At 40.9% G+C, this 24892-nt stretch carries 31 protein-coding genes and 1 riboswitch; of the genes, 29 read left to right on the plus strand and 2 right to left on the minus strand.

The features are described 5' to 3' along the window. Positions 1 to 32: 32 nt before the first annotated feature. From spoIIAA to Q7A53_RS02480, 13 genes are all read left to right on the plus strand, one after another. Positions 33 to 398 carry an anti-sigma F factor antagonist gene (gene spoIIAA / locus Q7A53_RS02420; protein ID WP_411787514.1) on the plus strand — a complete coding sequence of 122 codons (366 nt, stop codon included), beginning with the start codon at positions 33 to 35 and terminating at the stop codon, positions 396 to 398. Further along, on the plus strand, positions 383 to 823 hold the full coding sequence (gene spoIIAB / locus Q7A53_RS02425; RefSeq protein WP_411787515.1) for an anti-sigma F factor: 441 nt from the start codon (positions 383 to 385) through the stop codon (positions 821 to 823). Before spoIIAA ends, spoIIAB begins: the two co-directional genes overlap by 16 nt. Before the next feature lie 10 nt (positions 824 to 833). After that, positions 834 to 1583 carry an RNA polymerase sporulation sigma factor SigF gene (gene sigF, locus Q7A53_RS02430; RefSeq protein WP_411787516.1) on the plus strand — a complete coding sequence of 250 codons (750 nt, stop codon included), beginning with the start codon at positions 834 to 836 and terminating at the stop codon, positions 1581 to 1583. Between the two features lie 98 nt (positions 1584 to 1681). Next, on the plus strand, positions 1682 to 2299 hold the full coding sequence (locus Q7A53_RS02435) for a stage V sporulation protein AA (RefSeq protein ID WP_411787517.1): 618 nt from the start codon (positions 1682 to 1684) through the stop codon (positions 2297 to 2299). Continuing rightward, entirely contained in the window at positions 2286 to 2696 is a 411-nt protein-coding gene (locus Q7A53_RS02440; RefSeq protein WP_411787518.1) for a stage V sporulation protein AB, read from the plus strand. Before Q7A53_RS02435 ends, Q7A53_RS02440 begins: the two co-directional genes overlap by 14 nt. Before the next feature lie 12 nt (positions 2697 to 2708). Beyond that, the gene (gene spoVAC, locus Q7A53_RS02445; protein ID WP_411787519.1) at positions 2709 to 3167 is read left to right on the plus strand and encodes a stage V sporulation protein AC; all 459 of its coding nucleotides are present in this window, start codon (positions 2709 to 2711) and stop codon (positions 3165 to 3167) included. A gap of 11 nt (positions 3168 to 3178) precedes the next feature. Continuing rightward, positions 3179 to 4189, plus strand: a complete 1011-nt coding sequence (spoVAD, locus tag Q7A53_RS02450; RefSeq protein WP_411787520.1) for a stage V sporulation protein AD — start codon at positions 3179 to 3181, stop codon at positions 4187 to 4189. A 2-nt stretch (positions 4190 to 4191) separates the two neighbouring features. Next, positions 4192 to 4542, plus strand: a complete 351-nt coding sequence (gene spoVAE, locus Q7A53_RS02455) for a stage V sporulation protein AE (protein ID WP_411787521.1) — start codon at positions 4192 to 4194, stop codon at positions 4540 to 4542. 124 nt (positions 4543 to 4666) lie between these two features. Continuing rightward, on the plus strand, positions 4667 to 6103 hold the full coding sequence (locus tag Q7A53_RS02460) for a spore germination protein (RefSeq protein WP_411787848.1): 1437 nt from the start codon (positions 4667 to 4669) through the stop codon (positions 6101 to 6103). 301 nt (positions 6104 to 6404) lie between these two features. Next, a complete protein-coding gene (gene lysA / locus Q7A53_RS02465; RefSeq protein WP_411787522.1) occupies positions 6405 to 7718 on the plus strand; it encodes a diaminopimelate decarboxylase in 1314 nt (437 codons plus the stop codon). After that, a complete protein-coding gene (locus Q7A53_RS02470; protein WP_411787523.1) occupies positions 7715 to 8146 on the plus strand; it encodes a peptidylprolyl isomerase in 432 nt (143 codons plus the stop codon). Before lysA ends, Q7A53_RS02470 begins: the two co-directional genes overlap by 4 nt. Before the next feature lie 10 nt (positions 8147 to 8156). After that, positions 8157 to 8603 carry a site-2 protease family protein gene (locus tag Q7A53_RS02475; protein ID WP_411787524.1) on the plus strand — a complete coding sequence of 149 codons (447 nt, stop codon included), beginning with the start codon at positions 8157 to 8159 and terminating at the stop codon, positions 8601 to 8603. 305 nt (positions 8604 to 8908) lie between these two features. Continuing rightward, positions 8909 to 9271 (plus strand): GNAT family N-acetyltransferase, encoded by a 363-nt coding sequence (locus Q7A53_RS02480; RefSeq protein ID WP_411787525.1) that lies wholly within the window; start codon positions 8909 to 8911, stop codon positions 9269 to 9271. Between the two features lie 55 nt (positions 9272 to 9326). Here the strand turns inward: Q7A53_RS02480 and Q7A53_RS02485 are convergent, their stop codons facing one another. Then, positions 9327 to 9794 carry a DUF309 domain-containing protein gene (locus Q7A53_RS02485; RefSeq protein WP_411787526.1) on the minus strand — a complete coding sequence of 156 codons (468 nt, stop codon included), beginning with the start codon at positions 9792 to 9794 and terminating at the stop codon, positions 9327 to 9329. 226 nt (positions 9795 to 10020) lie between these two features. Between Q7A53_RS02485 and Q7A53_RS02490 the strand changes: the two genes are divergently transcribed. The 16 genes from Q7A53_RS02490 to Q7A53_RS02565 all read left to right on the plus strand — a co-directional run bounded on the left by Q7A53_RS02490 (position 10021) and on the right by Q7A53_RS02565 (position 24486). Continuing rightward, positions 10021 to 10773 carry a segregation/condensation protein A gene (locus Q7A53_RS02490; RefSeq protein WP_411787527.1) on the plus strand — a complete coding sequence of 251 codons (753 nt, stop codon included), beginning with the start codon at positions 10021 to 10023 and terminating at the stop codon, positions 10771 to 10773. After that, the gene (gene scpB, locus Q7A53_RS02495; protein WP_411787528.1) at positions 10764 to 11372 is read left to right on the plus strand and encodes an SMC-Scp complex subunit ScpB; all 609 of its coding nucleotides are present in this window, start codon (positions 10764 to 10766) and stop codon (positions 11370 to 11372) included. The genes Q7A53_RS02490 and scpB overlap by 10 nt, the downstream gene beginning before the upstream one ends. A 284-nt stretch (positions 11373 to 11656) precedes the next feature. After that, entirely contained in the window at positions 11657 to 12733 is a 1077-nt protein-coding gene (locus Q7A53_RS02500; protein ID WP_411787849.1) for a D-alanyl-D-alanine carboxypeptidase family protein, read from the plus strand. Further along, complete coding sequence (locus Q7A53_RS02505; RefSeq protein ID WP_411787529.1) at positions 12721 to 13311, plus strand: nucleoside recognition domain-containing protein; 591 nt, start codon at positions 12721 to 12723, stop codon at positions 13309 to 13311. Before Q7A53_RS02500 ends, Q7A53_RS02505 begins: the two co-directional genes overlap by 13 nt. Further along, positions 13308 to 13823 (plus strand): spore maturation protein, encoded by a 516-nt coding sequence (locus Q7A53_RS02510; RefSeq protein WP_411787530.1) that lies wholly within the window; start codon positions 13308 to 13310, stop codon positions 13821 to 13823. Before Q7A53_RS02505 ends, Q7A53_RS02510 begins: the two co-directional genes overlap by 4 nt. Before the next feature lie 139 nt (positions 13824 to 13962). Then, entirely contained in the window at positions 13963 to 14700 is a 738-nt protein-coding gene (locus tag Q7A53_RS02515; RefSeq protein WP_411787531.1) for a pseudouridine synthase, read from the plus strand. Positions 14701 to 14754: 54 nt separating this feature from the next. Continuing rightward, entirely contained in the window at positions 14755 to 15309 is a 555-nt protein-coding gene (resA, locus tag Q7A53_RS02520; protein ID WP_411787532.1) for a thiol-disulfide oxidoreductase ResA, read from the plus strand. 28 nt (positions 15310 to 15337) lie between these two features. Beyond that, positions 15338 to 16966 carry a cytochrome c biogenesis protein ResB gene (resB, locus tag Q7A53_RS02525; RefSeq protein ID WP_411787533.1) on the plus strand — a complete coding sequence of 543 codons (1629 nt, stop codon included), beginning with the start codon at positions 15338 to 15340 and terminating at the stop codon, positions 16964 to 16966. A 26-nt stretch (positions 16967 to 16992) separates the two neighbouring features. Further along, positions 16993 to 18180: a c-type cytochrome biogenesis protein CcsB gene (ccsB, locus tag Q7A53_RS02530; protein ID WP_411787534.1), complete on the plus strand. Its 1188-nt coding sequence runs from the start codon at positions 16993 to 16995 to the stop codon at positions 18178 to 18180. A 100-nt stretch (positions 18181 to 18280) separates the two neighbouring features. After that, entirely contained in the window at positions 18281 to 18997 is a 717-nt protein-coding gene (locus Q7A53_RS02535) for a response regulator transcription factor (protein ID WP_411787535.1), read from the plus strand. Next, a complete protein-coding gene (locus tag Q7A53_RS02540; RefSeq protein WP_411787536.1) occupies positions 18997 to 20775 on the plus strand; it encodes an ATP-binding protein in 1779 nt (592 codons plus the stop codon). The genes Q7A53_RS02535 and Q7A53_RS02540 overlap by 1 nt, the downstream gene beginning before the upstream one ends. Positions 20776 to 20817: 42 nt before the next feature. Further along, positions 20818 to 20998, plus strand: a riboswitch (cobalamin riboswitch). Positions 20999 to 21193: 195 nt separating this feature from the next. Next, on the plus strand, positions 21194 to 21601 hold the full coding sequence (locus tag Q7A53_RS02545) for a DUF4430 domain-containing protein (RefSeq protein ID WP_411787537.1): 408 nt from the start codon (positions 21194 to 21196) through the stop codon (positions 21599 to 21601). Between the two features lie 5 nt (positions 21602 to 21606). After that, positions 21607 to 22116 (plus strand): ECF transporter S component, encoded by a 510-nt coding sequence (locus Q7A53_RS02550; RefSeq protein ID WP_411787538.1) that lies wholly within the window; start codon positions 21607 to 21609, stop codon positions 22114 to 22116. A gap of 122 nt (positions 22117 to 22238) precedes the next feature. Next, positions 22239 to 22778 carry an RNA polymerase sigma factor SigX gene (gene sigX, locus Q7A53_RS02555; RefSeq protein ID WP_411787539.1) on the plus strand — a complete coding sequence of 180 codons (540 nt, stop codon included), beginning with the start codon at positions 22239 to 22241 and terminating at the stop codon, positions 22776 to 22778. Next, positions 22768 to 23931, plus strand: coding sequence for a hypothetical protein (locus Q7A53_RS02560; protein ID WP_411787540.1), 1164 nt, complete (start codon positions 22768 to 22770; stop codon positions 23929 to 23931). The genes sigX and Q7A53_RS02560 overlap by 11 nt, the downstream gene beginning before the upstream one ends. A gap of 102 nt (positions 23932 to 24033) precedes the next feature. Continuing rightward, positions 24034 to 24486, plus strand: a complete 453-nt coding sequence (locus Q7A53_RS02565; protein ID WP_411787850.1) for a helix-turn-helix transcriptional regulator — start codon at positions 24034 to 24036, stop codon at positions 24484 to 24486. A gap of 32 nt (positions 24487 to 24518) precedes the next feature. Here the strand turns inward: Q7A53_RS02565 and Q7A53_RS02570 are convergent, their stop codons facing one another. Then, a complete protein-coding gene (locus Q7A53_RS02570) occupies positions 24519 to 24770 on the minus strand; it encodes a ferredoxin (protein WP_411787541.1) in 252 nt (83 codons plus the stop codon). Between the last annotated feature and the right edge of the window lie 122 nt (positions 24771 to 24892).

Consider the following 24892-nt stretch of genomic DNA (forward strand, 5'->3'; position numbering starts at 1 on the left):
AAGGACTCTAAATGATTGAGGAGGAAGAGAACTTGAGTCTTCATGTGGAATTTGAAATAAGAGAAAATGTACTTCTTGTCCGTATGGATGGTGAATTAGATCATCATGAAACAAATCAGCTTCGTGCAGAGTGGCAGTCCCAGCTACAAAGAAATGGTGTAGAACATGTGATTGTAAATTTGGAAAGACTGACATTTATGGATAGCTCCGGTTTAGGAGTAATGCTGGGAAGATACAAAGAAGTCCAGGCATTCGGTGGAGAAATGGTGATCTGTGCGATTTCACCTGAGGTTCGCCGTCTGTTTGAACTATCGGGTATGTTCAAAATTGTGAAGCTTGTGGATAATGAAACGTTTGCTCTGCAAATGCTGGGGGTGGCATCATGCGAAATGAGATGAGCTTGGAAATTTTAAGTGTGAGTGAGAATGAGTCTTTAGCGAGGGTGGCAGTGGCAGCATTTATTAGTCAAATGAACCCGACAATGGAAGAATTGACTGATATTAAGACCGTGGTATCTGAGGCCGTGACTAATGCGATTATTCATGGATATGATGATGAACCAGATCAAAAAGTTCTGCTCTCCTGTGTAATGGAAGACGAACAAATCGAGATTATTATTCAAGATAAGGGAAAAGGAATCGAAAATATTGAAACAGCAAGAGAACCTCTCTATACTTCTAAGCCAGAGTGGGAACGCTCTGGAATGGGATTTACAATCATGGAGAATTTTATGGATAAGGTGGATATTACATCGAAGCCTGGCGAAGGCACAACGATTCGAATGATGAAGCAACTGACTTCTATTCGAGCTTTGTGTAATTAGGGGTGGGCCGATGAGTGGAGATGTAACGAAAGAGCGACTATCCGACCATGATGTCAAGGAATTAATCAAGCGCAGCCAAAAAGGGGATCAGGAAGCAAGGCATTTTCTTGTCGAAAGCAATACAAGATTAGTCTGGTCTGTGGTTCAACGCTATTTAAGACGAGGTTATGACCCTGATGATCTATACCAAATCGGCTGTATAGGGCTGCTGAAATCAGTTGATAAATTTGATTTAAGCTATGATGTAAGGTTTTCAACGTATGCTGTTCCTATGATAATCGGTGAAATTCAGCGCTTTATCAGGGATGACGGAACGGTTAAGGTAAGCAGAAGTTTAAAGGAACTGAATCATAAAGTACGAGTGAAGAAAGAAGAATTAATGAAACAGCAAGGAAGGTCTCCTACTATTAATGAACTGGCAGAGGCTCTAGAGCTAACAAGAGAAGAAGTTGTGCAGGCGGAGGAAGCAGGGAGAACCCCGCAGTCGATCTATGAAACCGTTTATGAGAATGAAGGAGACCCGATCACATTAGTAGATCAAATTGCTGAAGAAGATAATGGCTGGTTTGACCATTTGACCATTCAGGATATGATGAACAAGCTTGATAAGCGAGGACGCCTGATTATCTATTTAAGGTATTTCAAAGATCAAACTCAAACCGAAGTTGCCGAACGGTTAGGCATATCTCAGGTTCAGGTTTCTCGATTAGAGAAAAAGATCTTAGAACAAATGAAAGAAGCTATGAGTGATAGTAGTTAAAAGCTGCGCAATGGATGCGCAGCTTTTTTGTGTGCATGGATTTTTCTTATACACGCATAATAACAGCAAGATTCTATTTGTCAGGGGAGGCGATTGTATTGGCTGCTCCTGTTTATATTCGCTTAAAACAATCTATAGGGGTAGATCCTCAAATGAAAATCAGGCTCAAGGATGTAGCGAAAGTTACAGGGCCTGAACAGATAAAAGAAACGTTACAAGAACTCATCATTCACCAAGTGACGAAGCAGGACCGCAATCGAGTAGTTATTGATGGTTTTAACTTGGTCGAACAAATTATTACGATGTTTCCACAGGAACAGATAGAACTGATTGGACCAAATGTGTGTGTCGTGCACATTACGAAAAAAAAGACAAAACCGTCCTTAATTCTTATTTGTGTCATCTGGCTGCTGCTTTTTATCGGGGCCGCAATGGCGATTATGAACTTTCATTATGACGTCAGTATGCAGCCTGTTCAGCAGAAGCTGCATTTCATGCTGACAGGAAAAGAAGAGGAACACCCTTTATGGCTCCAAATTCCCTATTCCATCGGTTTAGGACTAGGTATGATCTTATTTTTTAACCACTGGTTCCGAAAGAAATTTAATGAAGAACCAAGTCCCATGGAGGTTGAAGTTTTTAATTACCAGGAATCACTTGATCATTATGTCGCGGTAAAAGAAAACAAGGTGGAAAAACAAGATGAAGATCATTGAAGTCATCATTGGATTAGCATCTGGTATTGCTGTAGGAACAGGATTTGTAGCCTTTCTTACCGTTCTAGGTGTAGTTCCAAGACTGATGCAGCTCAGTAAATCAGAATCGAAATTAAGATTTTATGAATCAGCGATCATGCTCGGAGTTTTTGCAGGGATTTATTTATCCTTTGGAGATAAAGCTATTCAAGTTTCAACAGTAGGTCTCATCGTATGGGGGCTGCTGCACGGTATCTTTGTAGGAATGCTTGCTGCCGCCTTAACTGAGGTTTTGAACGTTTTCCCTTTGTTATTTAAAAGGATTGGTGTAGATGGATTTTTGTTTCCTTTAATGATGGCGATTGCCTTAGGAAAGGTTGCAGGCTCTTTGTTTCAATGGATCATTTTTGCGCGATAGGAGAGAAGCTCAATGGAGAAGAAAATGTTGAATGAAAAGAATTATAAGGAAGAAAGTAAGACTTATCATCCTAAGCCCCCTTATTTACTTAATATCATAAAAGCTTTTGTCGTAGGCGGACTTATTTGCTTGTTCGGAGAAGTACTTACAAATATGTATGTTCACTGGTTTGGTTTTAGTGAAACAGAAGCAGGAAATCCAACGGTGGCAACTTTGATCTTATTATCCTCATTGGCTACAGGACTCGGAGTTTACGATAAACTTGGTCAATTTGCCGGGGCAGGTTCTGCTGTACCCGTAACAGGGTTTGCCAATTCAGTAACTTCCGCTGCTCTTGAACACAAAAGCGAAGGACTGGTGCTTGGTGTGGCTACAAACCTATTTAAACTGGCGGGCTCTGTTATCGTTTTTGGCGTCGTATCTGCGTACGTATTAGGGATTTTACGGTATATTTTACAAGCGCTATTTTAGGAGGAATCAGCATGGGAAAGACAGGGAAGCAAACATGGAGTTTTACCAAACCTGTTTACTTGCAGTCGACAGGAACTGTAGTCGGACCTCTTGAAGGAGAAGGTCCACTTAAAGATACGTTTGATTATATTTTCGATGATCTGCACTGTGGAGAAGAAAATTGGGAACTTGCAGAAAGAACCCTCATGAATAAAGCCGTTCATACATGCTTGCAAAAATCAGGAGTGGATCAAACGAACATTGATCTATTTCTAGCTGGAGACCTCCTTAATCAAAACGTCACAGGGAACTATGTGGCGAGACAATTAGGGATCCCGTTACTTGGTATGTTTGGGGCGTGTTCCACTTCAATGGAGACATTAGCTACTGGAGCAGCTTTAATTGAGGCTGGCTACGCTAAACAAGCTATCGCAGCGGTTAGCTCTCATAACGCCACGGCAGAGCGCCAATTCAGATATCCAACGGAGTATGGCGGCCAAAAACCGAAAACGGCCACATTTACGGTAACTGGCAGCGGTGCCGCACTCATTTCCACTGTCCCATCCCCTGTTCGTATTGAATCTGCCACGATTGGGAAAGTGAAAGATTATAACATTACCGATCCATTTGACATGGGTTCAGCAATGGCACCGGCAGCTTGGGATACGATTAAGGTCCATTTGCAGGATATGGGCAGGGTTCCTGAAGATTATGACCTGATTGCAACGGGCGATCTTTCGGGAGTAGGGACGCCAATCGTTAGAGACTTGCTGAAGCAGGATGGGTTTGATATCTCAGAAATGCACGAAGATTGTGGGTTATTGATTTATCATAGTGATCAGCCCGTTTTCAGTGGAGGAAGTGGTTGTGCCTGTTCAGCCGTTGTAACTTATGGAAAATTAATTGAAGACTTGAAAAAAGGCATATACAACAAAATTTTAGTGGTAGCTACCGGAGCACTGATGAGTCCGATGATGATTCAGCAGAAGGAGTCCATACCTGGAATAGCTCACGGAGTCGTTCTCATGAAAGGAGATGGTTGACGATGGATTTTGTGTGGGCTTTCGTGGTCGGCGGATCGATTTGTGTCATTGGTCAGCTTTTATTGGACTTTGGTAAGTTAACCCCTGCCCATGTCATGTCCTCTTTTGTAGTGGCGGGAGCGGTCCTTGATTCTTTTGATTTATATGACAAACTGATCGCGTTCGCAGGGGCGGGAGCTACGGTTCCCATCACAAGTTTTGGTCATTCCTTGCTTCATGGCGCGATGAGTCAATCTAATGAACACGGGATTATAGGAATTGCTATTGGAATATTTCAGTTAACCTCAGCGGGAATTGCTTCCGCCATATTATTTGGGTTTATTGCTGCCGTAATCTTTAAACCTAAAGGATGAGGAAAGGAGTCGATGAATGGTGACATCAACAGATAAAGGTAAGAAGGCGGATGATAAACCGCAAGCCCCAGATAAAAAAACGGAAGAAACAAAGAAAGATGTTCAACATGACACACCTATTGTAATGAAATTAGAACAAAATCGCAAAGTTATGGATGACAGAGTGGGAATTCAGCAATCCTTTGACCTTGGATTTAGGACTGTCCACGTTTATGGCCGCGAGATCAACCTTTATTACGTAACTGGATTGTGTGATACACCAGTCATTGTCGAATTACTCAGACAGCTCTTTGAGCTGAACGAAACGAGCGATAAAAAACGAACAATCTTCCAGAGGATTAAAAACGATATTCCGCACCAGCAAGTGGAAACGGTTCAAACGATTGAGAAATGTATTACCCAAATGCTTTCAGGATTAATTGTTATTTTTATTGAAGGGGAAACAGAAGCATTAATTGTGGACGTACGTTCGTATCCGGGTAGAACCCCTGAAGAGCCAGATACGGAGAAAGTTATTCGCGGCTCAAGAGATGGATATACGGAAAATATCATAGAAAACACAGCGCTCACAAGGAGAAGAATACGAGATGAACGGCTCAGACACGAAATTATGCAGGTTGGAGTTCGGTCAAAAACTGATGTATGCATCTCATATATTGAAGATGTAGCAGATCCTGGGTTAGTTCGCTTAATAAAAGAAGAACTGCAGAATATAGATATTGATGGACTTTCCATGGCGGATAAAACCTTGGAGGAGTTTTTAGTGCAGCAGGGCAGGAATCCCTTTCCGCTAGTAAGATATACGGAGCGGCCGGATGTGGCAGCCGCTCACTTGTTTGAAGGACACGTATTAATTATGGTGGATACTTCTCCAAGCGTCATTATTACACCGACGACTTTCTTCCATCATGTGCAGCATGCAGAAGAATACCGGCAATCGCCGGCAGTTGGGTCTTTTGTACGGTGGATCCGCTTCTTTGGGATCCTGTCTTCAGTATTTCTACTTCCTTTATGGATGCTTTTTAATATCGATCCATCATTACTCCCTGATTCTCTCTCGTTTATCGGGCCGAATGAAGAAAGCAGCATTCCTATTGTTTATCAATTGCTAATTGCTGATTTAGGATTGGAAATGCTGAGGATAGCGGCAATTCATACTCCCACGCCGCTGTCTACAGCTATGGGTTTAATTGCCGCCGTGTTAATCGGTCAGATTGCGATCGATGTAGGGATGTTTCAGCCAGAGGTCATTTTATACGTCGCCGTTAGTGCCATCGGATCTTATTCAACTCCTAGTTATGAGTTATCTGTCGCTAATAAAATGGTCAGGGTAGGGTTGGTAATTCTTACAGCAGTTACAGGGTTGAAGGGATTGGTGATTGGGTTTACCGCGTATGTTATCTTCCTCGCACGTACTAAATCACTGAATACTCCCTATTTATGGCCGTTTCTTCCTTTTAACGCTAAGGCAATTACACAGATCTTATTTCGTCTATCCGTGCCGCTCTCTAAAGTCCGGCCGAGTATTGTTCATCCGCAAAATAATGATCGTCAGCCTTAAATCCATTGCCGGTTCCTATACGGTGTGATAAATTAAATATAATTTATAATGTTCCTTATACCTAAGGAGCATTTTCTTTTTATCGGAATATAGTCTTCCGCAATCCTGGACTTTACTTAAAGGCACAATTTCAAACTAATTTTTAAATGTACAGTAATTCCTTATATCAGCCAGTTCCAGCAAGTGACGTGGAAGAGGCACTTTCAGCAACTGGCTCATTTAGTGAAATAATCAAAGATCCACATGATAAGAACTATCGGCGGAAGCGCCTTGTATGAAATGGTTAGAAAGGCGGATATGTATGAATCGTGAAGTAAATGAACAAGGCGAATTATTAATAGCAGGAATACCAGCAAAGGAACTAGCGGAGCAGTATGGAACACCCCTCTACGTATATGATGTCGAACGAATACGACAAAATGCAAGAGCATTTATTCAAACTTTCAAAGACTACGAGGTCAGAGCCCAAGTCGCTTATGCAAGTAAAGCCTTCTCCTCAATTGCTATGCTGCAGGTGGCTAAGCAGGAAGAGCTAAGTTTAGATGTGGTCTCGGAAGGAGAACTTTATACTGCCTTAGAAGCAGAATTCCCTGTTGAAAAAATCCATATGCATGGAAATAATAAAAGTTTAAAAGAATTAGAGATGGCCGTTGATCACAAAATTGGGTGTATAGTCGTAGACAATTTTTATGAAATTGAACTTTTATCGTCCATTCTAGAACAAAAGCAGACCACTATGGAAGTGCTCCTAAGAGTTACACCTGGAATAGAAGCGCATACCCACGACTACATTCTTACTGGGCAAGAGGATTCCAAATTCGGCTTTGATTTATCGAGTGGACAAGCTGAAGAAGCGTTTCTTAAAATAAGCCAGCAGAAGCGGTTGAAACTAAAAGGTTTGCATTGTCATATTGGGTCGCAGATATTTGAAACGAGCGGTTTTACAATGGCCACTCGTAAATTATTCCAGGCGATGCAAGACTGGAGAAAAAGGCATGGATTCTTAGCAGAAGTACTAAATCTAGGTGGTGGATTTGGTATCCAGTACACTAGTGAAGATGATCCTTTAGATTTGAACCAATATGCCCATGCTCTTATTAAGGAAGTGAAAGAGCAATCCAGCATGCTCAGCTATCCAATGCCCGAGATTTGGATTGAACCCGGCCGGGCAATCGCTGGAGATGCAGGAGTTACTTTATATACGGTGGGCTCTATTAAAAACATTCCAGGGGTACGCACCTACCTGTCTGTGGATGGCGGAATGACTGATAATATTAGACCGGCCCTTTATCAAGCAAAGTATGAAGCTGTTCTTGCCAGTAAAATGAATCAGCCAATGGAGCAGGAATATACAATAGCTGGTAAGTGCTGTGAATCAGGAGATATGCTAATATGGGAAGTAGAACTTCCTAAAGCGGACCATAAAGATCTTCTTGCAATGTTTAGTACCGGAGCGTATGGTTATGCTATGGCTAATAATTACAATCGGTTTCAAAAATCCGCCGTTGTCTTTGCAGAGGGCGGGGAGCACAGTTTAGTTGTTCGCCGGGAAGATTATCGAGAAATGACTCGTTTAGATTTATCTTATGAAAAGAGAGAGGGGAAACAAGCATGAAACAAGCTGTAATTCAATTTGAAAACGGGGAACGAATGGAAATAGAACTTTACGAGGAAGCTGCGCCAAATACAGTAGCAAACTTTGAAAAATTGGCAAATGATGAATTTTATGATGGTCTGACTTTCCACAGAGTCATTCCAGATTTCGTTATTCAAGGCGGATGTCCAAAGGGAAATGGGACTGGAGGTCCAGGCTATACAATTAAATGTGAAACAGAAGGAAATCCCCATAAACATGAGCGCGGAAGTCTTTCCATGGCGCATGCAGGTAAAGATACAGGGGGGAGTCAGTTTTTCGTATGCCATTCTCCTCAGCCGCATTTAGATGGCCGCCATACTGTGTTTGGTAAGGTTATTGACGGAGTAGAAATTGTGGATCGTGTACGTCCAGGAGATGTCATGCAGAAAGTAAGAGTTTCTGAATAACCATTGAGTTATGATTTCTTTAATCACGCTTATTTTCATTGCTGCGCCTGTCAGTTTACTCATCCATGAACTGGGCCACGTGACGGTGGCTCTTTTCTTAGGTGCGGAGAATTCGCTTATATCATTAGGAAGCGGACAGGAAATTTTAAAAGGGAGGATAGGGAAACTTGATTTCCGTATCCACCTTTTTCTTTTCCATGGTGCTTATTCATTAAATGAAAATAAGCAATCCTTCACTAATTCCCAGCAGGCCCTCATCAGCATGGGAGGTCCAGTGATGAATGTTTGTTTATCCGCTGCTCTTTATTTTACAGGAATTTCTCAACTATCTGTCCTGCTCCACTGGCTCTTTTTATTTAATCTTTATTTAGCCGTCGTTAATTTGGTGCCGATCAGTATTAAAGGGCGAAAATCTGATGGCTATCGAATTGTGAAATGCTTTATAAAACCAAAATAAAACGGCCAGGTTGAATCTTCTTTAAAATTCATATATGCTAATGCCTAGGTGTTAAAGACTGCAAACGGAGGAACTGGATGCAAAAGAAAAATTTGACATTACTCGTTATTTTGGTAACGCTGAGTTTAGTATGGGGTTTAATCCAGATTATTTGGATCCTCTAGGCTGTGAACAACTATAAAGGGTGATGACATTGAATGAGAGTAACAACCATGAGAAACGACTGTTTTGGCTAATGATGATCGTAGCCATCATTTTTCTATTGTCGTTGCTTGGCAAGTTATTTTCGTAATTGAGGGGTAACTATGTTAATTAGATATAAGAAATCATTAGAAAAGATTGCAATGGGACTTCTATCCTTCATGCCTGAAGAGAAAGATGTGAAAAGACTTCAGGAAACAATAAAAGAATATGAGACCAACGAAAATTGGCATTTGTTTTTATGGAAAGAAGAGGACATTTTAGGAACTGTCGGGGTTCGTCTGGAAGGAAATAATGCGATCATACAGCATGTTTCCGTTAACCCTTCCCATCGAAATATGGGGATTGGCAAAAAAATGATCCAGAAGGCACGTGACAATTTCGAAAACCAATATTATGTTTGTGCGGATGCGGCTACTGAGTCATTTGTAGAAAAATGTGAAGAAGGCGCATCATCACAAATATAGCAGGCAGGGGGGTGTCAACTGACACCTCCTTTTCCTTTGCCGCCAGTACTCTAGTTTATCTGTTTCTTCGTTTATGTTTCTCGATTAAATAGATGTCTGTAAGATCGCTCTTGCTTGCGTAATCAACCTTCCACATTTCGCATTGCTGCAGAACTAGGTTTAATAATTCTGGATCTTTAATGGGCAGCATAAGACTTTGATAAGGAGCATCGGATTGAATACGTGTATATTCTTCGTTCAACTGCTGAGTCAGTGCATCTGGATCAATTCCTAAGTTCAAGGTGACCTCTGTTTGACTGCTTAGCCTATCGATGGATCTCTTCATGAGGATAGCTGCTCCCTTGTTATTTCCGCGGCGGTAATGGTACATACTAACGGCTATTTGAATCAACAGAACCCACACAGAATCACGTTGTCTAGGTTCTGTAGCTTTCCAATAGTCTTCAAGCACTTCATGACACTCGAAGTAGTCTCTCGTCCCATGGAAATGGGCTAAGTATTCGATATAGGCTTGAGGATACATAGGCTTTCCCTCCCTACGGTTATTGTATAAGGTGAATAAAGGAAGGACAAGCGACTGATTTTTAATTAAGGATTTCTCTGATAAAATGGGGATAGGTTCAGGGGTAGACTCCTTATAGGTCTGCCGTATCTGAAACTTGGTATGAAGTTGTGCAGATTAAACCTGATAAAATGTAACATTTTCTTTAAATAAATGTTTTTAGAACCATTAGAAAAGGAAGAATGATATGGCCCATAGTTACAAAGTTAAAGTTGATGCATTTGAAGGACCTCTAGATCTCTTACTCCATTTAATCAATAGATATGAAATAGAAATTTATGATATCCCCGTTTCTGAAATTACAGAACAATATATGAACTATATTCATACCATGCAAAAGTTAGAACTGGACATTGCTAGTGAATACCTCGTGATGGCAGCGAGTTTACTTGCAATAAAAAGTCAGATGCTTCTTCCTAACTCCTCAATAGAAGACGAAATGGAAGAAGAAATGGAAGAGGATCCCCGTGATGAATTAATGCGCCGGCTCATTGAATATCGTAAATATAAACAAGCTGCAGAAAATTTAAAGGAAAAAGAAGTACAGGCAAATCGGATCTATACTAGACCTCAGATGAGTGACGAAACAGAACCGGAAGACAAGCCTGACATAAGACCCGGGGAAGCTTCCATATACGATATGATCCAAGCGATGGGGAAATTGCTCTCTAAAGATAAAGAAACACAATCGCAAGAGACTAAAATCAAACGAGATGAGGTTTCTATCCAGACAAGAATGGATGAAATTCTCTCGAACGTGCAGAGCAGTAAAGATGGAACAGCATTCTTCCAGCTTTTTAAAGATCGTACCCGCCCCCATATAGTTGTTACATTTATGGCATTACTGGAGCTTATGAAGAGTAATGATGTCATTTGCGTACAACAGCAGCATTTCGAAGAATTAGTCGTGTTTAAGATGGAGGATGCCCCATGGAATTAAAGAAATATAAAGCAATTATAGAAGGATTACTCTTTGCTTCTGGCGAAGAAGGGGTTACGTGGAATAAGCTTGCCCAGCTATTAGAAACAGACAAGCAGACAATTGAGGAAGTCGTAGCAGAAATGGTAAACGACTACGAAGATGAAGAGCGTGGTATAAGAATTATGACCTCTAATGACACGCTCCATCTAACTACTAAACCTGAACATGCTTCTTATTATAAAAAGTTTTTAAACGCACCAGGTACTACTCGTTTATCGCAAGCTGCTTTAGAAACATTGGCGATTGTTGCATATCAGCAGCCAATTACCCGAGTTGAAATTGATGATTTAAGAGGTGTGAAAAGCGACCGCGCTGTGCAAACACTGATGAACAGGGGTCTCATTGATGAAAAGGGCCGAAAAGAAGCTGTCGGACGTCCGATGCTTTTTGGTACCACTAAGGATTTTCTAATATACTTTGGACTCACTTCTATAGAGGATTTACCTCCGTTGTCTGAACTCAATGAAGAGGAGGAAGTGGAAGAAGAAGCTGAATTATTTTTTGAGCGCTTTCAAGATTTGGAAGCAAGTCCTAATGGGAGTAATGAGGAGCAATAAAGAGCTAAAGATAGGGTTACCTGTCATGGGCACATAACTGAATCAGCAAACCTGAATCCAGCTAGGGTTCGGGTTTTTTTATGGTTCATATTCTTTTGCCTCATCATCCTTCTAACTGACCTTCAATTCACTACGTTTTGTCAGCTCCTAGATAAGGACTCTTCCTGCTTGTCACATTCTCTTTAGGAAATGGACGAGGGATTCTCATAAGCTTGTACCTTCCTGCATAAAGTTAACCAAATGACTAGAATAAGGAGGGACACCTCTTGAGAAAGTGTCTTATGATGGTATTTCTTGTGATTGTTATCTTTCAACTTTCATTTACTCCTTCGATCCAGGCAGCACCTGATATTTCCGTATCAGCGGAGCATGCTGTTTTAATGGATGCTAAATCAGGACGAGTATTATATGAAAAGAAAGCGTATGATCCCTCATTAATAGCTAGTACCACCAAAATCATGACTGCTATTATCGCAATAGAGTCAGGCAAGCTTGATGAGAAAGTCAAAGTTAGCGAGCGAGCAGTAAGAACAGAGGGGTCTTCCATATATTTAACAGAAAAAGAAAAAATCCCTCTCAAGGACCTCGTTTATGGCTTAATGCTTAGATCAGGAAATGATTCAGCTGTAGCAATTGCAGAACATGTAGGAGGCAGTCTAGAAGGATTTACTTACTTAATGAATCAAAAAGCTGAATGGTTAGGGATGAATGCTTCTCATTTTGAAAATCCCCACGGTTTAGATGGAGAGACTCATTATTCTAGCGCTTATGATTTAGCTTTGCTTATGTCTTATGCAATGAAAAATAAGACTTTTCGTGAAGTTACCGGGAGCGAAAGCTATCAATCGCAAAACCGAGATTATCCCTGGAGAAACAAAAATAAATTGTTAACGATGTATTATGACCCTGCTACGGGGGGGAAGACAGGATATACCAAAAAGGCGGGTCGCAGCCTCGTCAGCAGTGCTGAAAAGAACGGGATGGAATTAGTGGCTGTAACATTGAATGCTCCTGATGATTGGAATGATCATCAGCGGATGTTTGAATGGGGATTTGATCATTTTAAGACCGTCCAGCTTCAGAAGCAAGGGGCTGTGGAAGCAAATGGGCAGCGTTACTACCTTCCGCGGGACGTCTTCTTTCCGTTAACGGATGAAGAACGGTCAGACCTTCAATCTACATTTTATCGCTATTCTTCTCCACCCATTGAACAGAATCTGGCAGGGGTGCGTGAATTTATGGTTGGGCAGACTCCGCTCCTAAAAACGGCTGTACTATATAAACGTCCAGCAGGATCTGTTTTTACAGAATACAAGAACTTTTTAGGGCATTTGCTGGGGGTGTCCCCGTGGTCAACCTAATCTGGGTATTTCTCGCTGTTAGCGGGATTGTTTATGCCGGCTTCAATGGCACGATGAGCGAAGTGAACCTAGCTATTTTTAAAACACTGGATGACAGCGTTATGATTACACTCAGTTTAATGGGAGTGCTTGTCTTCTGGCTGGGTCTGATGAAAATTGCAGAAGAAGCGGGTCTGTTAGAAGGACTGGCAAGACTCTTTCGCCCCTTTGTAAGGAAGATATTTCCGGATATTCCAAAAGATGATCCGGCGCTCGGCTATATTCTCTCCAATATGACCGCAAACATATTTGGACTTGGCAACGCCGCAACTCCCATGGGTCTTAAGGCCATGAAAGAATTGAAAAGATTGTCAAACTCAGATCAGGCAAGTAGATCAATGATCACTTTTCTAGCTATTAATACGTCATCCCTTACACTAATTCCTACGACTGTAATTGCAATTAGGATGAAGTACGGCTCACATGATCCCACCAGTATAGTAGGGGCGACTATTATTGCCACCATTATTTCTACAGCAGCCGCTTTAATTATAGATCGGTATTTTTATTATCGCAGAAACCGAGCGATGAGATTATGATTAGTGTTTGGTTAATCCCTGGGGTAATTCTGCTCGTGCTCGTAACCGCTACCTTGAAAAGAGTTCCGGCTTATGAGGTGTTTGTTGAAGGGAGTAAAGAAGGAATTCAAATCGCTATTTCCCTCTTACCTTTTTTACTAGGAATGATGGTTTCTATCGCAATCTTTCAAGCTTCTGGCGCCATGAATGCTGTTCTGCAAATGATTGAACCGGTTACTGGTCTGTTTGGATTTCCAAAGGAAGTTCTTCCTCTTGCGCTTATCCGGCCAATCTCTGGAACTGCAGCGCTGAGCATGACTACAGAGATTATCCGAACTTTTGGCCCCGACTCCTTTATTGGTCAATTGGCCTCAACCATGCAAGGAAGTACGGATACAACGCTGTATATCATTACTGTTTATTTTGGTGCAGTAGGAATTAAAAGAATGGGAGATGCTTTAAAGGTTGGACTATTAGCAGATTTAGCTGGTATAATAGCTTCAGTAATTATTGTTACGATTCTATTTGGATAATTAAAGAAGCTTTTGTTTAATACCTGGCTGAACGTGTATAATGTATAAGAGCTTACGAGCCGCGCTGAGTTCATCTTAGCGTGGCTTCATGCTGTGCAGCCGATAGAATAGAGAACTTAGAAAGCAGGTGACTTGCCCTATGGCAGAATTAGAAAGATTACAGAAGGTTATTGCCCATGCTGGAGTTGCATCCAGGAGAAAAGCAGAGAAATTAATTGTTGATGGGAAAGTGAAAGTGAATGGAGAAGTCGTTAAGGAATTAGGCACGAAAGTATCTTCCAATGATGATGTGGAAGTGGAAGGGGTCCCATTAGTTAAGGAAGCACCTGTCTACTATTTACTTTATAAACCGCGGGGAGTAATCTCGAGTGTAAAGGATGAGAAAAATAGAAAAGTAGTGACCGACTACTTACCTGAAGTTAAAGAAAGAATTTTTCCAATCGGCCGGTTAGATTACGATACTTCTGGTATTCTGCTTATGACTAATGATGGAGAATTTGCCAATTTGCTTATGCACCCAAAGCATGAGGTGGACAAGCTCTATGTAGTGAAAACTAAAGGCATTCCAACAAAAGAACAGATTCAGCAGTTAAAACAAGGAGTAAAAGTAGATGGTGAGTCTTTGAAAGCTGTTCATGCGAAGATTATGTCCACTGATGGCAAGAAAAATACAGCCATTGTTCAAATTACTCTTCATGAAGGTAAAAACCGGCAAATACGCCGGATGTTCGATTCATTAGGCATTCCCGTAGATAAACTTAAGCGTGAGAAATACGGTTCTTTAGATTTGAAAGGGATGAATGCAGGGGACTCCCGTCCATTAAAACCCCATGAAGTAAAACTGCTTCGCGAGCAGGCGGAGAAAAATGTTAAATAATGTTCAAATTTTCAGTTTCCAATCAATGTTATAATGACTTGGGAGTGAACTTTTATGAAAGAGACTACGCTAAAGAAAAAACGAAAACGCTTAATTTTTCGTTCCGTATTGCTTACAGTGATGGCGGGCTTAGTTGTTTTTGCGTTGTTATCCAGCCATAAACAAGATAAAGAAGTTATCGCAAAAGGTGAAAAAGCGCCGGACTTTATGCTTAAGGAATTTGGCAGTGATGGTAAGTCCATTTCTCTCAGTGATCTTAAAGGTAAAGGGGTTATGGTTAATTTCTGGGCAACCTACTGTCCTCCTTGCAAAGAAGAAATGCCGGCGTTCGAGGAGGTTTACCCTGAATATAAAGCCAAAGGAGTAGAATTTTTGGCGGTGAATCTTGATTCGACAGATTTGGTCGTACAGAAGTTTGTGAATAAATACAACCTCTCTTTCCCTATTTTAAACGATCAGAAGGGGCAAGTAATGGATTTGTATAACGTAGATAATCTGCCTTCTACTTTGTTTATTAATGAGGACGGGGAGATTGTAGATCAGGTTATTGGAGAATTATCTAAGAGTCAGCTAGAGACAAACTTAAATAAAATTACACCTGAGGATTGAGTCTACTTGAAATAGTGAGGTTTTAATTATGGGCAAAATTACTTGTGAGTGTGGCCATGTCAACGCTGAAGGTACGGTGCTTTGTGAAGCGTGCGGGAAGCCGGTTGAGCATAATCAGCACTTAAATGGAAATGATGGGGAAAAGCTGTTGAACATGCGTTATGATGGGAGTGCGAGACGGTCTCAAACCTACAATCGGACCATCATTGATAAGGTGTGGAACTTCTTTTCCTCGGTAAGAGTAGGTGTCTGGCTAATCGTGATAACCTTAATTGCTTCAGCGGTAGGGACGATCTTTCCGCAGCAGATGTACATACCGCCAAACGTGGACCCTGCAACTCACTACGCTGATCAATATGGCATACTAGGAAAAATTTATTACCAATTAGGTTTTCATAATCTCTACAGTTCCTGGTGGTACATGATTCTTCTTGCAATGATCGGAATTTCAATTATCATTGCCAGCATTGACCGCTTTGTACCGCTTTATAAAACACTAAAACTCCAAAGACCAGTCCGTCACGAATTATTTATGAAGAAACAGCGAGTGTACGGACAAACGGAAGACACGAACGTGGATGTGGAGTTGTTTAAAAAGAATTTAAAGAAACAAAGATTTAAAATTAAGGAAGAGAATGGGCATATTCTAGCTGAAAAGAACCGTTTTGCTCGCTGGGGTCCATATGTAAACCATATTGGACTGATTATCTTCTTAATAGGAGCATTGCTTAGGTTTTTACCGTCGATGTATACGGATGACTTCGTTTGGGTTCGTGAAGGCGAAACAGCCGTAATCAATGGGACTCATGGAAAATATTATATTAAAAACAAGGATTTTATTTTAGAAACGTATGATAAGGATAAGGATACTCGATTTCAGCAGGCGCTAATAGAAAATAAAACACAAGTTCCGAAGAAATTCCAAACGAATGCGGTCATTTATAAACGAACCGATCCAATCGTGGTGGGAAAAGAGCCCGAGCTTGAGAAGATTAAGGATACGAAAGCAGAAGTTAACCACCCCATCAAGTTTGATGGGTATGCATTATATCAAACTAGTTATCAATTGAATGAATTTAAAGATATTACGTTGAAAGTTCACAGTAAAAATGATGAAGATAAAGAGTTCGGTCAGTTTACGGTTGATTTAAGCGATCCGAAATCTGAGTATAAATTGGATAGTGGATTTAAGGTGGCTATTGACCAATATTTCCCAGAGTATAAAATGGAAGATGGAGCTCCTGTGAGCGTGTCTAAATACCCGAAAAATCCCGCGTTCGTGTTTAAGGTGTATCCTCCTGGAAAGTCAGATCCAGAAGTCAGTTTTATCGGAATCGGTGCAAATATTGACCCAACCAATGATAATGACTATAAACTGGGTTTAGTGAATTTTGATATGAGAGATGTGACTGGCCTGACGGTTAAAAAAGATTATACTCTTCCTTTTCTAGGTCTGGGAGGATTAATATTTATGATAGGGGTCATCATGGGAATGTACTGGAACCACCGTCGTATTTGGCTGCAGCCAAAAGATAATGGGGTTTGGATTGCTGGACACACAAACAAGAATTGGTTTGCTCTTCGTCGTGAAATCAGTAAATCGATCGATGGTACACGAATAAATGAGCCAAAAGATCAACAGGAAATGCAAACCTAGCTGTAAGTCTAGTAAGGAGGATGAATATGGGAGATTTAAGTGCTATAAGCAGCAACCTACTGTTTGCTGCATTTATCATCTATCTAATTTCGATTTTTTTCTTTGCGGCGACTATTCGTGATAAGAAAAAAGGAAACAGCAGAACGATCGGCAACATAGCTATTTCAATTACAATTCTTGGACTTCTGACTCAGATCGGCTACTTTATTACAAGGTGGATTGCCAGTCAGCATGCTCCCGTAAGTAATTTGTTTGAATTCACTACCTTTTTTGGAATGATGCTGGTAGTTGCATTTGTGATTATCTATTTTATTTATCGACTGAATATTTTAGGACTTTTTGCTATGCCGGTCGCCTTGCTTGTCATTGCTTTTGCAAGTATGTTTCCAACCGAAGTTTCACCGCTAGTTCCATCCTTACAGTCTTACTGGCTGTACATACATGTAACCACCGCTGCAACTGGTCAAGCTATTTTGTCCGTAAGTTTTGCAGCAGGACTGATCTTCTTAATTCGCCAGATCGATCAGTCTAAACGCTCCAAGCAGACCTTTTGGCTGGAATTCGTTATGTTTATGATTTGTTCTACCTTAGGTTTTATTATTGTATCGAGCACCTTTCATGGGATGAATTACGAATCCGTATTCAAAGCGCCCGTGGAAGGTCAAATGACAGAAATCTCTTATGAAATTCCTGCTATTGCAGGACCAACTGACAGTGAACAAGTAACGAAGGCGTCCATGTCACCGATGTTTGATATTCCTTCCTGGATGCGGGGAAGGGATGCTGCCAAAAAGTTTAATACCGTGCTTTGGTCCGTACTGGCAGGCATAGTCTTATATATTCTGGCACGCCTTATTTTACGAAAAAGAATAGCAGCTGCTATTCAGCCTCTTTTACGAAAGGTTAATCCAGAGCTAGTGGATGAAGTAGCTTATCGTTCGGTGGCGATCGGATTTCCTGTCTTTACGCTAGGAGCTATCATATTTGCGATGATATGGGCACAGCAAGCCTGGGACCGTTTCTGGGGATGGGATCCTAAAGAAGTGTGGGCATTAATAACCTTCTTTTTCTATGCGGCCTATCTTCACTTACGATTGTCGCGCGGCTGGCAGGGGACTAAATCTGCCTGGCTTGCCGTAGGCGGTTTTGCGATAATAATGTTTAATTTAATCGCTGTTAATTTAATTATTGCAGGATTGCATTCTTATGCATAAGAAAATGGATGGCAGGAAGGGGTAACTCCCGGCCTGCCCATTTGTATATCTACCTGAAAATGATAGATCAAACGGAGTCAATAGTTTGGAGGGAGAGAAAATGGATAAACAAGCACGCATTTTAGTCGTCGATGATGAAGAGAGAATCCGGCGCTTGATTCGAATGTATTTGGAGAGAGAAGAGTATGAAGTGGAAGAAGCAGAAGATGGAGATGCTGCTCTGCAGAAAGCTGTTCAGGAAGATTACGATTTAATCGTTCTTGACTTAATGCTTCCTGGGAAGGATGGGATTGAAGTTTGTAAAGCTTTACGAGAAACTAAAGCGACTCCTGTGATCATGCTTACAGCGAAAGGGGAAGAATCAAACCGGGTGCAGGGGTTTGAAGTGGGTACAGATGATTACATCGTAAAGCCATTTAGTCCAAGAGAAGTGGTTCTTCGGGTTAAAGCCTTATTAAGGAGGTCATCTTCCACTAAATTCCTAGAAACTAGTACAGCTGCAAAGAACGTACTTGTGTTTCCTCATATGACGATTGATAATGATGCTCACCGTATTACTGCAGATGGTCACGAGGTTGCATTAACCCCTAAGGAATATGAATTGCTGAATTACATGGCTCAATCCCCTGATAAAGTATTTGACCGTGCTCAGCTTCTGAAAGAGGTATGGCAATATGAATTTTTTGGTGATTTGCGCACAGTAGATACTCATGTGAAAAGGTTAAGGGAAAAACTAAGTAAAGTCTCTGCCAGCGCAGCAGGGATGATTGTCACTGTTTGGGGTGTAGGTTACAAATTTGAGGTGAATGGGGACTGATGTTCTGGCGGAGCGTAGTCGGAAAACTGTGGTTTACGATTCTTTTCTTAGTTTGCTTCGTCTTATTTATCCTTACCATTCTGCTGTTAAAGTTCTTTGAAAATTATCACGTGATTGAAGCTGAGAAAGCATTGCTTCAGACCGCTTCTAAAGTCTCTGAAGTGGTAGATCAGTATAATGATCGGGATCTGGTTCTTTCCACGACAAATCTAGTGAAGGACCCTACTAGCCGGGTGGTTATTGCTTTTTCTAAGGACGATGCATTAGTGGCTGACAGTGATTCAGACCAATTGCCAAAACTTAAGAAAAATTGGTCATTAACGGATCAAGACCTTTCCAAAGTAATGGATAATGGAGAAGATCTAAAGAAAATTTCCAATATGGATGATTCGCAGTCAGGAGTCATGATCGTAGGTACTCAACTGGAAAACAAAAAAGGCGCTGTATTCGTGTATCAATCGCTCGTTACGGTTGAGGAAACGTCTCAGCATACGACCAAAATCATTTTCCTAGGGGCAGGAATAGCGATTATATTAACAACTATTTTTGCTTTTTTCTTGTCTACTCGAATTACTTCCCCGCTCATAAAAATGCGGGAGGGGGCATTAGAGCTTGCCCGGGGAGAGTTTAATACAAAAATCCCCATTGTTACTCACGATGAAATTGGTGAACTGGCCATGGCGTTTAATAGAATGGGCAGACAACTTAAATACCACATTAACGCCCTAAGTCAGGAAAAAGAACAGTTATCAGGGATATTAAGGTCCATGGCAGATGGAGTTATTACAATTAACCGTAAAGGAAAAATATTAATAACCAATCCACCTGCAGATCAATATTTAGATGCCTCTACTTTTGATAGTGAAAGCGTTGACTCTGACGAACCAGCATTTAAGCTTCCCGCTCCCATCAATGAACTGTTTAGCAAAGTCATTGAAAACGAAAAAGCTTCCATGACTGAAATTACCGTACAGGGACGAACGTGGGTTATTATTATGACTCCTTTATATGATAATGATTACGTACGTGGGGCTGTAGCGGTTCTAAGAGACATGACCGATGAACGCCGGTTGGACAAACTCAGAAAAGATTTCATTGCAAATGTATCTCACGAGCTGCGGACGCCAATTTCCATGCTGCAAGGCTATAGTGAAGCTATTGTAGATGATATTGCAGAAACGAAAGAAGATAAAAATGAATTAGCCAAAATAATTCATGATGAGTCTTTACGTATTGGTCGTCTGGTTAATGAGCTTCTTGACCTGGCAAGAATGGAAGCGGGACACATCTCACTTTCTGTAGAATCCGTCCAAGTAAAGCCTTACTTGGAGAAAATCGTTCGTAAATTTCAGGGAGTGGCTCAGGAAAGAGAAGTATTATTAGAATTACAGCCCAACGATTGTCCGGAATGGGTAGACTTTGATCCAGATAGAATTGAACAAGTCCTGACGAATCTAATTGACAATGCGATCAGGCATACGAATCCAGGCGGGAACGTTCAAGTTATCGTCGAAGCCTCTGACCAAGAATGGGAAGTTGCGGTTAAGGATTCTGGTTCAGGGATAGACGAGGAAGACTTGCCTTTTGTTTTTGAACGGTTTTATAAAGCCGATAAATCAAGAAAGAGAAATCCTGATCAGAAGAAAAAGGGCGTGGGACTTGGCTTAGCCATAGCTAAGAATCTTGTGGAAGCTCATGGCGGCACGATTCATGTTCATAGCAAGAGAGAGGAAGGGACCACCTTCTTATTTAAACTTCCGATAGACAAGAAAGCATAGAAATAGCTTGCTAACATTTTGGTTTTCATGTAATCTAGTTATTAATTGAATGTTGGATCAAGGTGCTCTTTGCAGCTTAATAGGGAATCTGGTTAGAAGCCAGAACTGTCCTCGCAACTGTAATTGCCGACGAACGGGTATTTCCACTGTACGATATGTATGGGAAGGAGCCTTACTAGGAAGAAGCATGAGTCAGTAGACCTGCCTTGTCCGCCGTTTCAAAGCTTCGGGGATTGAGCGTTTGAGACAACCGGTCGGATCTGTAAACTATGATACCAAGCTGGTATGTCTTAAGCCTGCCCTAATTAGAGCAGGCTTTTTTTGGTTATCAATGACTATCTATGATTTGAATCTGTTGTCCATCTATTCTCCTTCTCCAAGTAAAAACATAATGATTCAGCAGAAGGGAAGGAACAGTATGAGAAAGTTTTATGCTTTATTTGCTTCATTACTGGTAGCGTTTGCCTTGTTAACCGGTTGCCAAAGTCAGAAAGATTCTGAACAAGAAAGTGCTAATGCAAGTCAAGAGGAGAAGCAGGAAGTTAGTGTGCACCTTGCAATTTCCCAGAATAACGGTGAAAAATCGCTTTCCGACAAGGATTTATCGGTGGAAAAAGGTACGATGTTAATGGAAGCGCTGAAAGAAAATTTTAATGTGAAAGAAAATGATGGTTACATTACCAGTATTGAAGGTGTAAAAGCTGATGAAAGCAAGAAGCAAGCGTGGATGTATACCATCAATGGAAAAGAAGCAAGTGTCGGTGCGAACCAATATGAGTTGAAAGAAGGAGACAAAGTCGTATTTGATATGCATAAGTGGGAATGATTTAAATGAATACTTATAAACTTACATTAATAGCTATGCTTGCTGCGCTTTCTGTTGCCGGCCGATTAGCCCTTGCTAACATTCCTAATGTTCAACCGGTCACTGCAGTTATCATTTTGTCTGGCTTTTGGCTCGGCCCTTTATCCGGAGTGGTCATTGCGGTGTTAACGACTCTGGTATCGAATATATTACTTGGAATGGGATATTGGACGATTTGGCAGATTGCCGCATGGTCATTAATAGGAATGCTTGCAGGATTAATAGGTAAGTATTGGAGAGGCATCCCAGTCTGGGCACTTTCTGTATTTGGTTTTATTAGTGGGATTTTATATGGTGTCATTATTTCCTTAACTATGAGAGCAGCAGGTCAGCCCTTTTTAGCCTATTATCTTTCGGGGCTGCCCTTTGATATTAATCATGCCGCATCCAATGTCGTATTTATCCTTGTGCTTTCTCCCGTATTAGGGCGTTTGTTTCAACAATACCAGCAAAAGCATTTATTATCTAATATATGAAAGGCTGCCAATTGGGCAGCTTTTTTTAATACTCTTCTTTGCAAACTTTAAGTTCCATATTATGATGAATGTAACTTTTTCATTACATAAGCGACTAAATACTATAGCAGGGGGTAACTATAGTGAATCCGGTCTTTGAACGAATATATGAACAATATCATCAAGATTTATATCAATTTATTATGTATATGGTTAAAGATCGAGATATTGCCGAAGACTTAGTACAGGAAACTTATATAAAAATTCTTCGGTCCTACCATACATATGACAATAGAAGCAGTGAAAAGACCTGGTTATTTTCAATTGCCCGACATGTAACCATTGATTATTTTAGAAAACAAAAAAGGAAAAGGGCACGAATTTTCGATTGGTTTGACTGGGGAGAGAAACAAGAAACGATTCAGGATCATCAGCCTTTACCAGAAGAGCTTGCGATACAGAATGACGAGCTGCGGGAAGTGTACCAGACGCTAGACCAATGCACCGTCGATCAGAAAACGGTAATAATATTGCGATATATCCAAGGAATGTCTATCAAAGAAACGGCGTCTATACTGGGGTTTAGTGAAAGTAAAATAAAAACTACTCAGCACAGAGCCATTAAAGCGATAAAAGATAAACTTGAAAACAAGGTGGAGGGGGGAGTACAACATGACTCGTAAATCCTATGACAATGACAAAATCGAGAAATTATTAAAAGAGCTCCCATCATTCAATGATCCAAAGAGTAAACAAGAGTGGAACATGCAGTTATCTGAAAAGCATCAAAAATCGAAGAAGCCAAAACGAAACAAGTGGACTATTCCTGTTCTAGGCACTGTAACAGGGATGGTTGTTCTACTTCTGCTTTTAGTTCCTCTTTTTAACCATTCTGTCAATAAGCAGGGCACGAGTGAGTCTAGCAGTGATTCCTCTGGTCATCAAGCTAATGAAGCAGCAAGAGAACAAAGTGCAGTGGAGAAGAAGCAATTCTCTGCTCCTACCGAGGATTCAACACTTCAAATGCACGCAGCGGATAAGTCTTTACTTATTCAAAGGAGCAGCCCAACCATGATTCGCTCTGTTTATGCCGGTAAAGAAGATCATGTAGTTGTGCCTGTAACCTTCGTGTCTGAAAATGGAGATGAGAAGGCCGCCAGGGGGAGTCTAGAGGATTACCAACCAGCGGGACTATCTATTAATTTAGTGTCTGAAATCCAAATTAACTATGAGCAGAAGAGTAAAACAGCAGTGGCCGTCTTTCCAAATGAATATCAACTACCCGGAAATATTCAACCTGCTCAAATGGAAGAAGCCATCCGCTGGCTTGCTGAGCCTTACCATCCAGAAAACATTCAATTGAAGAAGAAAGACGGGAGTGCAATGAAGTTAGCGAACACGAAAGATAGCCATACTCTGGTACCCGTCTCTCACCGTCACTATGTATTTTACCTTTATCAATCCAATCTAAATAAGCTGAAATTTCTAGTGCCTATACCTGTAGATGATAACTTGACCATCAGACAGTCGATTCAAATGCTCGGCCGGGTTAAAGACCACCCCGCGCTGGTACCAGCTCTTCCTGCTCATGCAGAGATTAAGAAAGTGAAGAGTAAAGGGCAAGGATTAATTGTAGAAATGCAACCTGGGAAGTGGACAGACCAACAGGAGGCGATAACGGCCATCGAAGCTATTCTGTTAACCTCTAAACAGTATCATTTTTCTGAAGTCACTATACTTCATTCTGGCTATCAGCAATTAGGACCGTACGATATGACGAACCCGATACAAATTCCTGACGATTTTAATCCCTTAGAAGTTGATCCTGACAAGTAACTGAGAGGATTGAAGCTGAATCACTTTCCCGAGAATATTTAATAGAATCCTTCAAATGGTCATGTTAAAATTAAGAGGAAGCAGTGAAGGGGACGATTCGTGATGGATAAAGACGATTTAATTCAAGAGGTTTCTAAAAAAATGAAACTGATTCGTGTAGAATTTGGTTATACACAAAATCGTATGGCTGAGGTACTCGGTTTATCTAAAAAAACGTTAGTCCAGATTGAAAAAGAGCGGACAAATGCCGGATGGACAACGGTCGTTGCTGTTTGTGCTTTATTTCAAGATAGTGATGTATTAAAGAATCTCTTGGGCGATGCCCCGCTTGAAATTACTGAAACAATCGCTCATCAGCAAATAGACCGGCCTTCTGGCAGAACCATGGGTGGAAAAGTCTGGTGGACGAATATAGCAGAAGATCAATCATTTACACTTCAGCAGAACGTGATTAGCAAGCATTATCGTATCATTGATCAGGAATACAACCGCTGGTTTTCAAGTTTTGATGTACAGGAAGCTGAAGCACGCTTTAAACAATTAATAAAAGATTAAAAATCCCCTTCTTTAAATAGAAGGGGGAAAGATTATGATTCATTTTTTAAAGGGTCTCCATCAAAAGGCAAATCCGCGATTTTAATGGAGTCTGTCGGACATCCTTCAAAAGCGTCCTCCATATCATCCTCCAAAATATCGGGAACCTCCTCCGTTCCTTCGTTTTCATCGAGCACGACGTAGGCCAGACCTTCATCATCATAATCATATATGTCAGGTGCAGCGGCACCGCAAGCTCCACAAGCTATGCACGTATCTTTATCTACAATGGTAAACTTCGCCATGTAAATGAACCTCCTATATGTTTCACCTCTGAAGCTAGACTTAAATAAAGAGGATCACAGAGTAAAATAACTACAATGTTATTGTAAATCGCTAATCGAAACTTTTCAACATTTAGCAGCCA

Origin of the sequence: Halobacillus rhizosphaerae (genome assembly GCF_046719735.1) — a bacterium.
Lineage (GTDB): Bacteria > Bacillota > Bacilli > Bacillales > Halobacillaceae > Halobacillus_B > Halobacillus_B rhizosphaerae.

What these genes read in the sequence shown, in the direction of transcription:
- spoIIAB (WP_411787515.1), top strand. Translation starts at nt 383, where the DNA reads ATGCGAAATGAGATGAGCTTGGAAATTTTAAGTGTGAGTGAGAATGAG.
- sigF (WP_411787516.1), top strand. Translation starts at nt 834, where the DNA reads ATGAGTGGAGATGTAACGAAAGAGCGACTATCCGACCATGATGTCAAG.
- Q7A53_RS02440 (WP_411787518.1), top strand. Translation starts at nt 2,286, where the DNA reads ATGAAGATCATTGAAGTCATCATTGGATTAGCATCTGGTATTGCTGTA.
- spoVAC (WP_411787519.1), top strand. Translation starts at nt 2,709, where the DNA reads ATGGAGAAGAAAATGTTGAATGAAAAGAATTATAAGGAAGAAAGTAAG.
- spoVAD (WP_411787520.1), top strand. Translation starts at nt 3,179, where the DNA reads ATGGGAAAGACAGGGAAGCAAACATGGAGTTTTACCAAACCTGTTTAC.
- spoVAE (WP_411787521.1), top strand. Translation starts at nt 4,192, where the DNA reads ATGGATTTTGTGTGGGCTTTCGTGGTCGGCGGATCGATTTGTGTCATT.
- Q7A53_RS02460 (WP_411787848.1), top strand. Translation starts at nt 4,667, where the DNA reads ATGAAATTAGAACAAAATCGCAAAGTTATGGATGACAGAGTGGGAATT.
- lysA (WP_411787522.1), top strand. Translation starts at nt 6,405, where the DNA reads ATGAATCGTGAAGTAAATGAACAAGGCGAATTATTAATAGCAGGAATA.
- Q7A53_RS02470 (WP_411787523.1), top strand. Translation starts at nt 7,715, where the DNA reads ATGAAACAAGCTGTAATTCAATTTGAAAACGGGGAACGAATGGAAATA.
- Q7A53_RS02475 (WP_411787524.1), top strand. Translation starts at nt 8,157, where the DNA reads ATGATTTCTTTAATCACGCTTATTTTCATTGCTGCGCCTGTCAGTTTA.
- Q7A53_RS02480 (WP_411787525.1), top strand. Translation starts at nt 8,909, where the DNA reads ATGTTAATTAGATATAAGAAATCATTAGAAAAGATTGCAATGGGACTT.
- Q7A53_RS02485 (WP_411787526.1), bottom strand. Translation starts at nt 9,794, where the DNA reads ATGTATCCTCAAGCCTATATCGAATACTTAGCCCATTTCCATGGGACG.
- Q7A53_RS02490 (WP_411787527.1), top strand. Translation starts at nt 10,021, where the DNA reads ATGGCCCATAGTTACAAAGTTAAAGTTGATGCATTTGAAGGACCTCTA.
- scpB (WP_411787528.1), top strand. Translation starts at nt 10,764, where the DNA reads ATGGAATTAAAGAAATATAAAGCAATTATAGAAGGATTACTCTTTGCT.
- Q7A53_RS02500 (WP_411787849.1), top strand. Translation starts at nt 11,657, where the DNA reads ATGGTATTTCTTGTGATTGTTATCTTTCAACTTTCATTTACTCCTTCG.
- Q7A53_RS02510 (WP_411787530.1), top strand. Translation starts at nt 13,308, where the DNA reads ATGATTAGTGTTTGGTTAATCCCTGGGGTAATTCTGCTCGTGCTCGTA.
- Q7A53_RS02515 (WP_411787531.1), top strand. Translation starts at nt 13,963, where the DNA reads ATGGCAGAATTAGAAAGATTACAGAAGGTTATTGCCCATGCTGGAGTT.
- resA (WP_411787532.1), top strand. Translation starts at nt 14,755, where the DNA reads ATGAAAGAGACTACGCTAAAGAAAAAACGAAAACGCTTAATTTTTCGT.
- resB (WP_411787533.1), top strand. Translation starts at nt 15,338, where the DNA reads ATGGGCAAAATTACTTGTGAGTGTGGCCATGTCAACGCTGAAGGTACG.
- ccsB (WP_411787534.1), top strand. Translation starts at nt 16,993, where the DNA reads ATGGGAGATTTAAGTGCTATAAGCAGCAACCTACTGTTTGCTGCATTT.
- Q7A53_RS02535 (WP_411787535.1), top strand. Translation starts at nt 18,281, where the DNA reads ATGGATAAACAAGCACGCATTTTAGTCGTCGATGATGAAGAGAGAATC.
- Q7A53_RS02540 (WP_411787536.1), top strand. Translation starts at nt 18,997, where the DNA reads ATGTTCTGGCGGAGCGTAGTCGGAAAACTGTGGTTTACGATTCTTTTC.
- Q7A53_RS02545 (WP_411787537.1), top strand. Translation starts at nt 21,194, where the DNA reads ATGAGAAAGTTTTATGCTTTATTTGCTTCATTACTGGTAGCGTTTGCC.
- Q7A53_RS02550 (WP_411787538.1), top strand. Translation starts at nt 21,607, where the DNA reads ATGAATACTTATAAACTTACATTAATAGCTATGCTTGCTGCGCTTTCT.
- Q7A53_RS02560 (WP_411787540.1), top strand. Translation starts at nt 22,768, where the DNA reads ATGACTCGTAAATCCTATGACAATGACAAAATCGAGAAATTATTAAAA.
- Q7A53_RS02565 (WP_411787850.1), top strand. Translation starts at nt 24,034, where the DNA reads ATGGATAAAGACGATTTAATTCAAGAGGTTTCTAAAAAAATGAAACTG.
- Q7A53_RS02570 (WP_411787541.1), bottom strand. Translation starts at nt 24,770, where the DNA reads ATGGCGAAGTTTACCATTGTAGATAAAGATACGTGCATAGCTTGTGGA.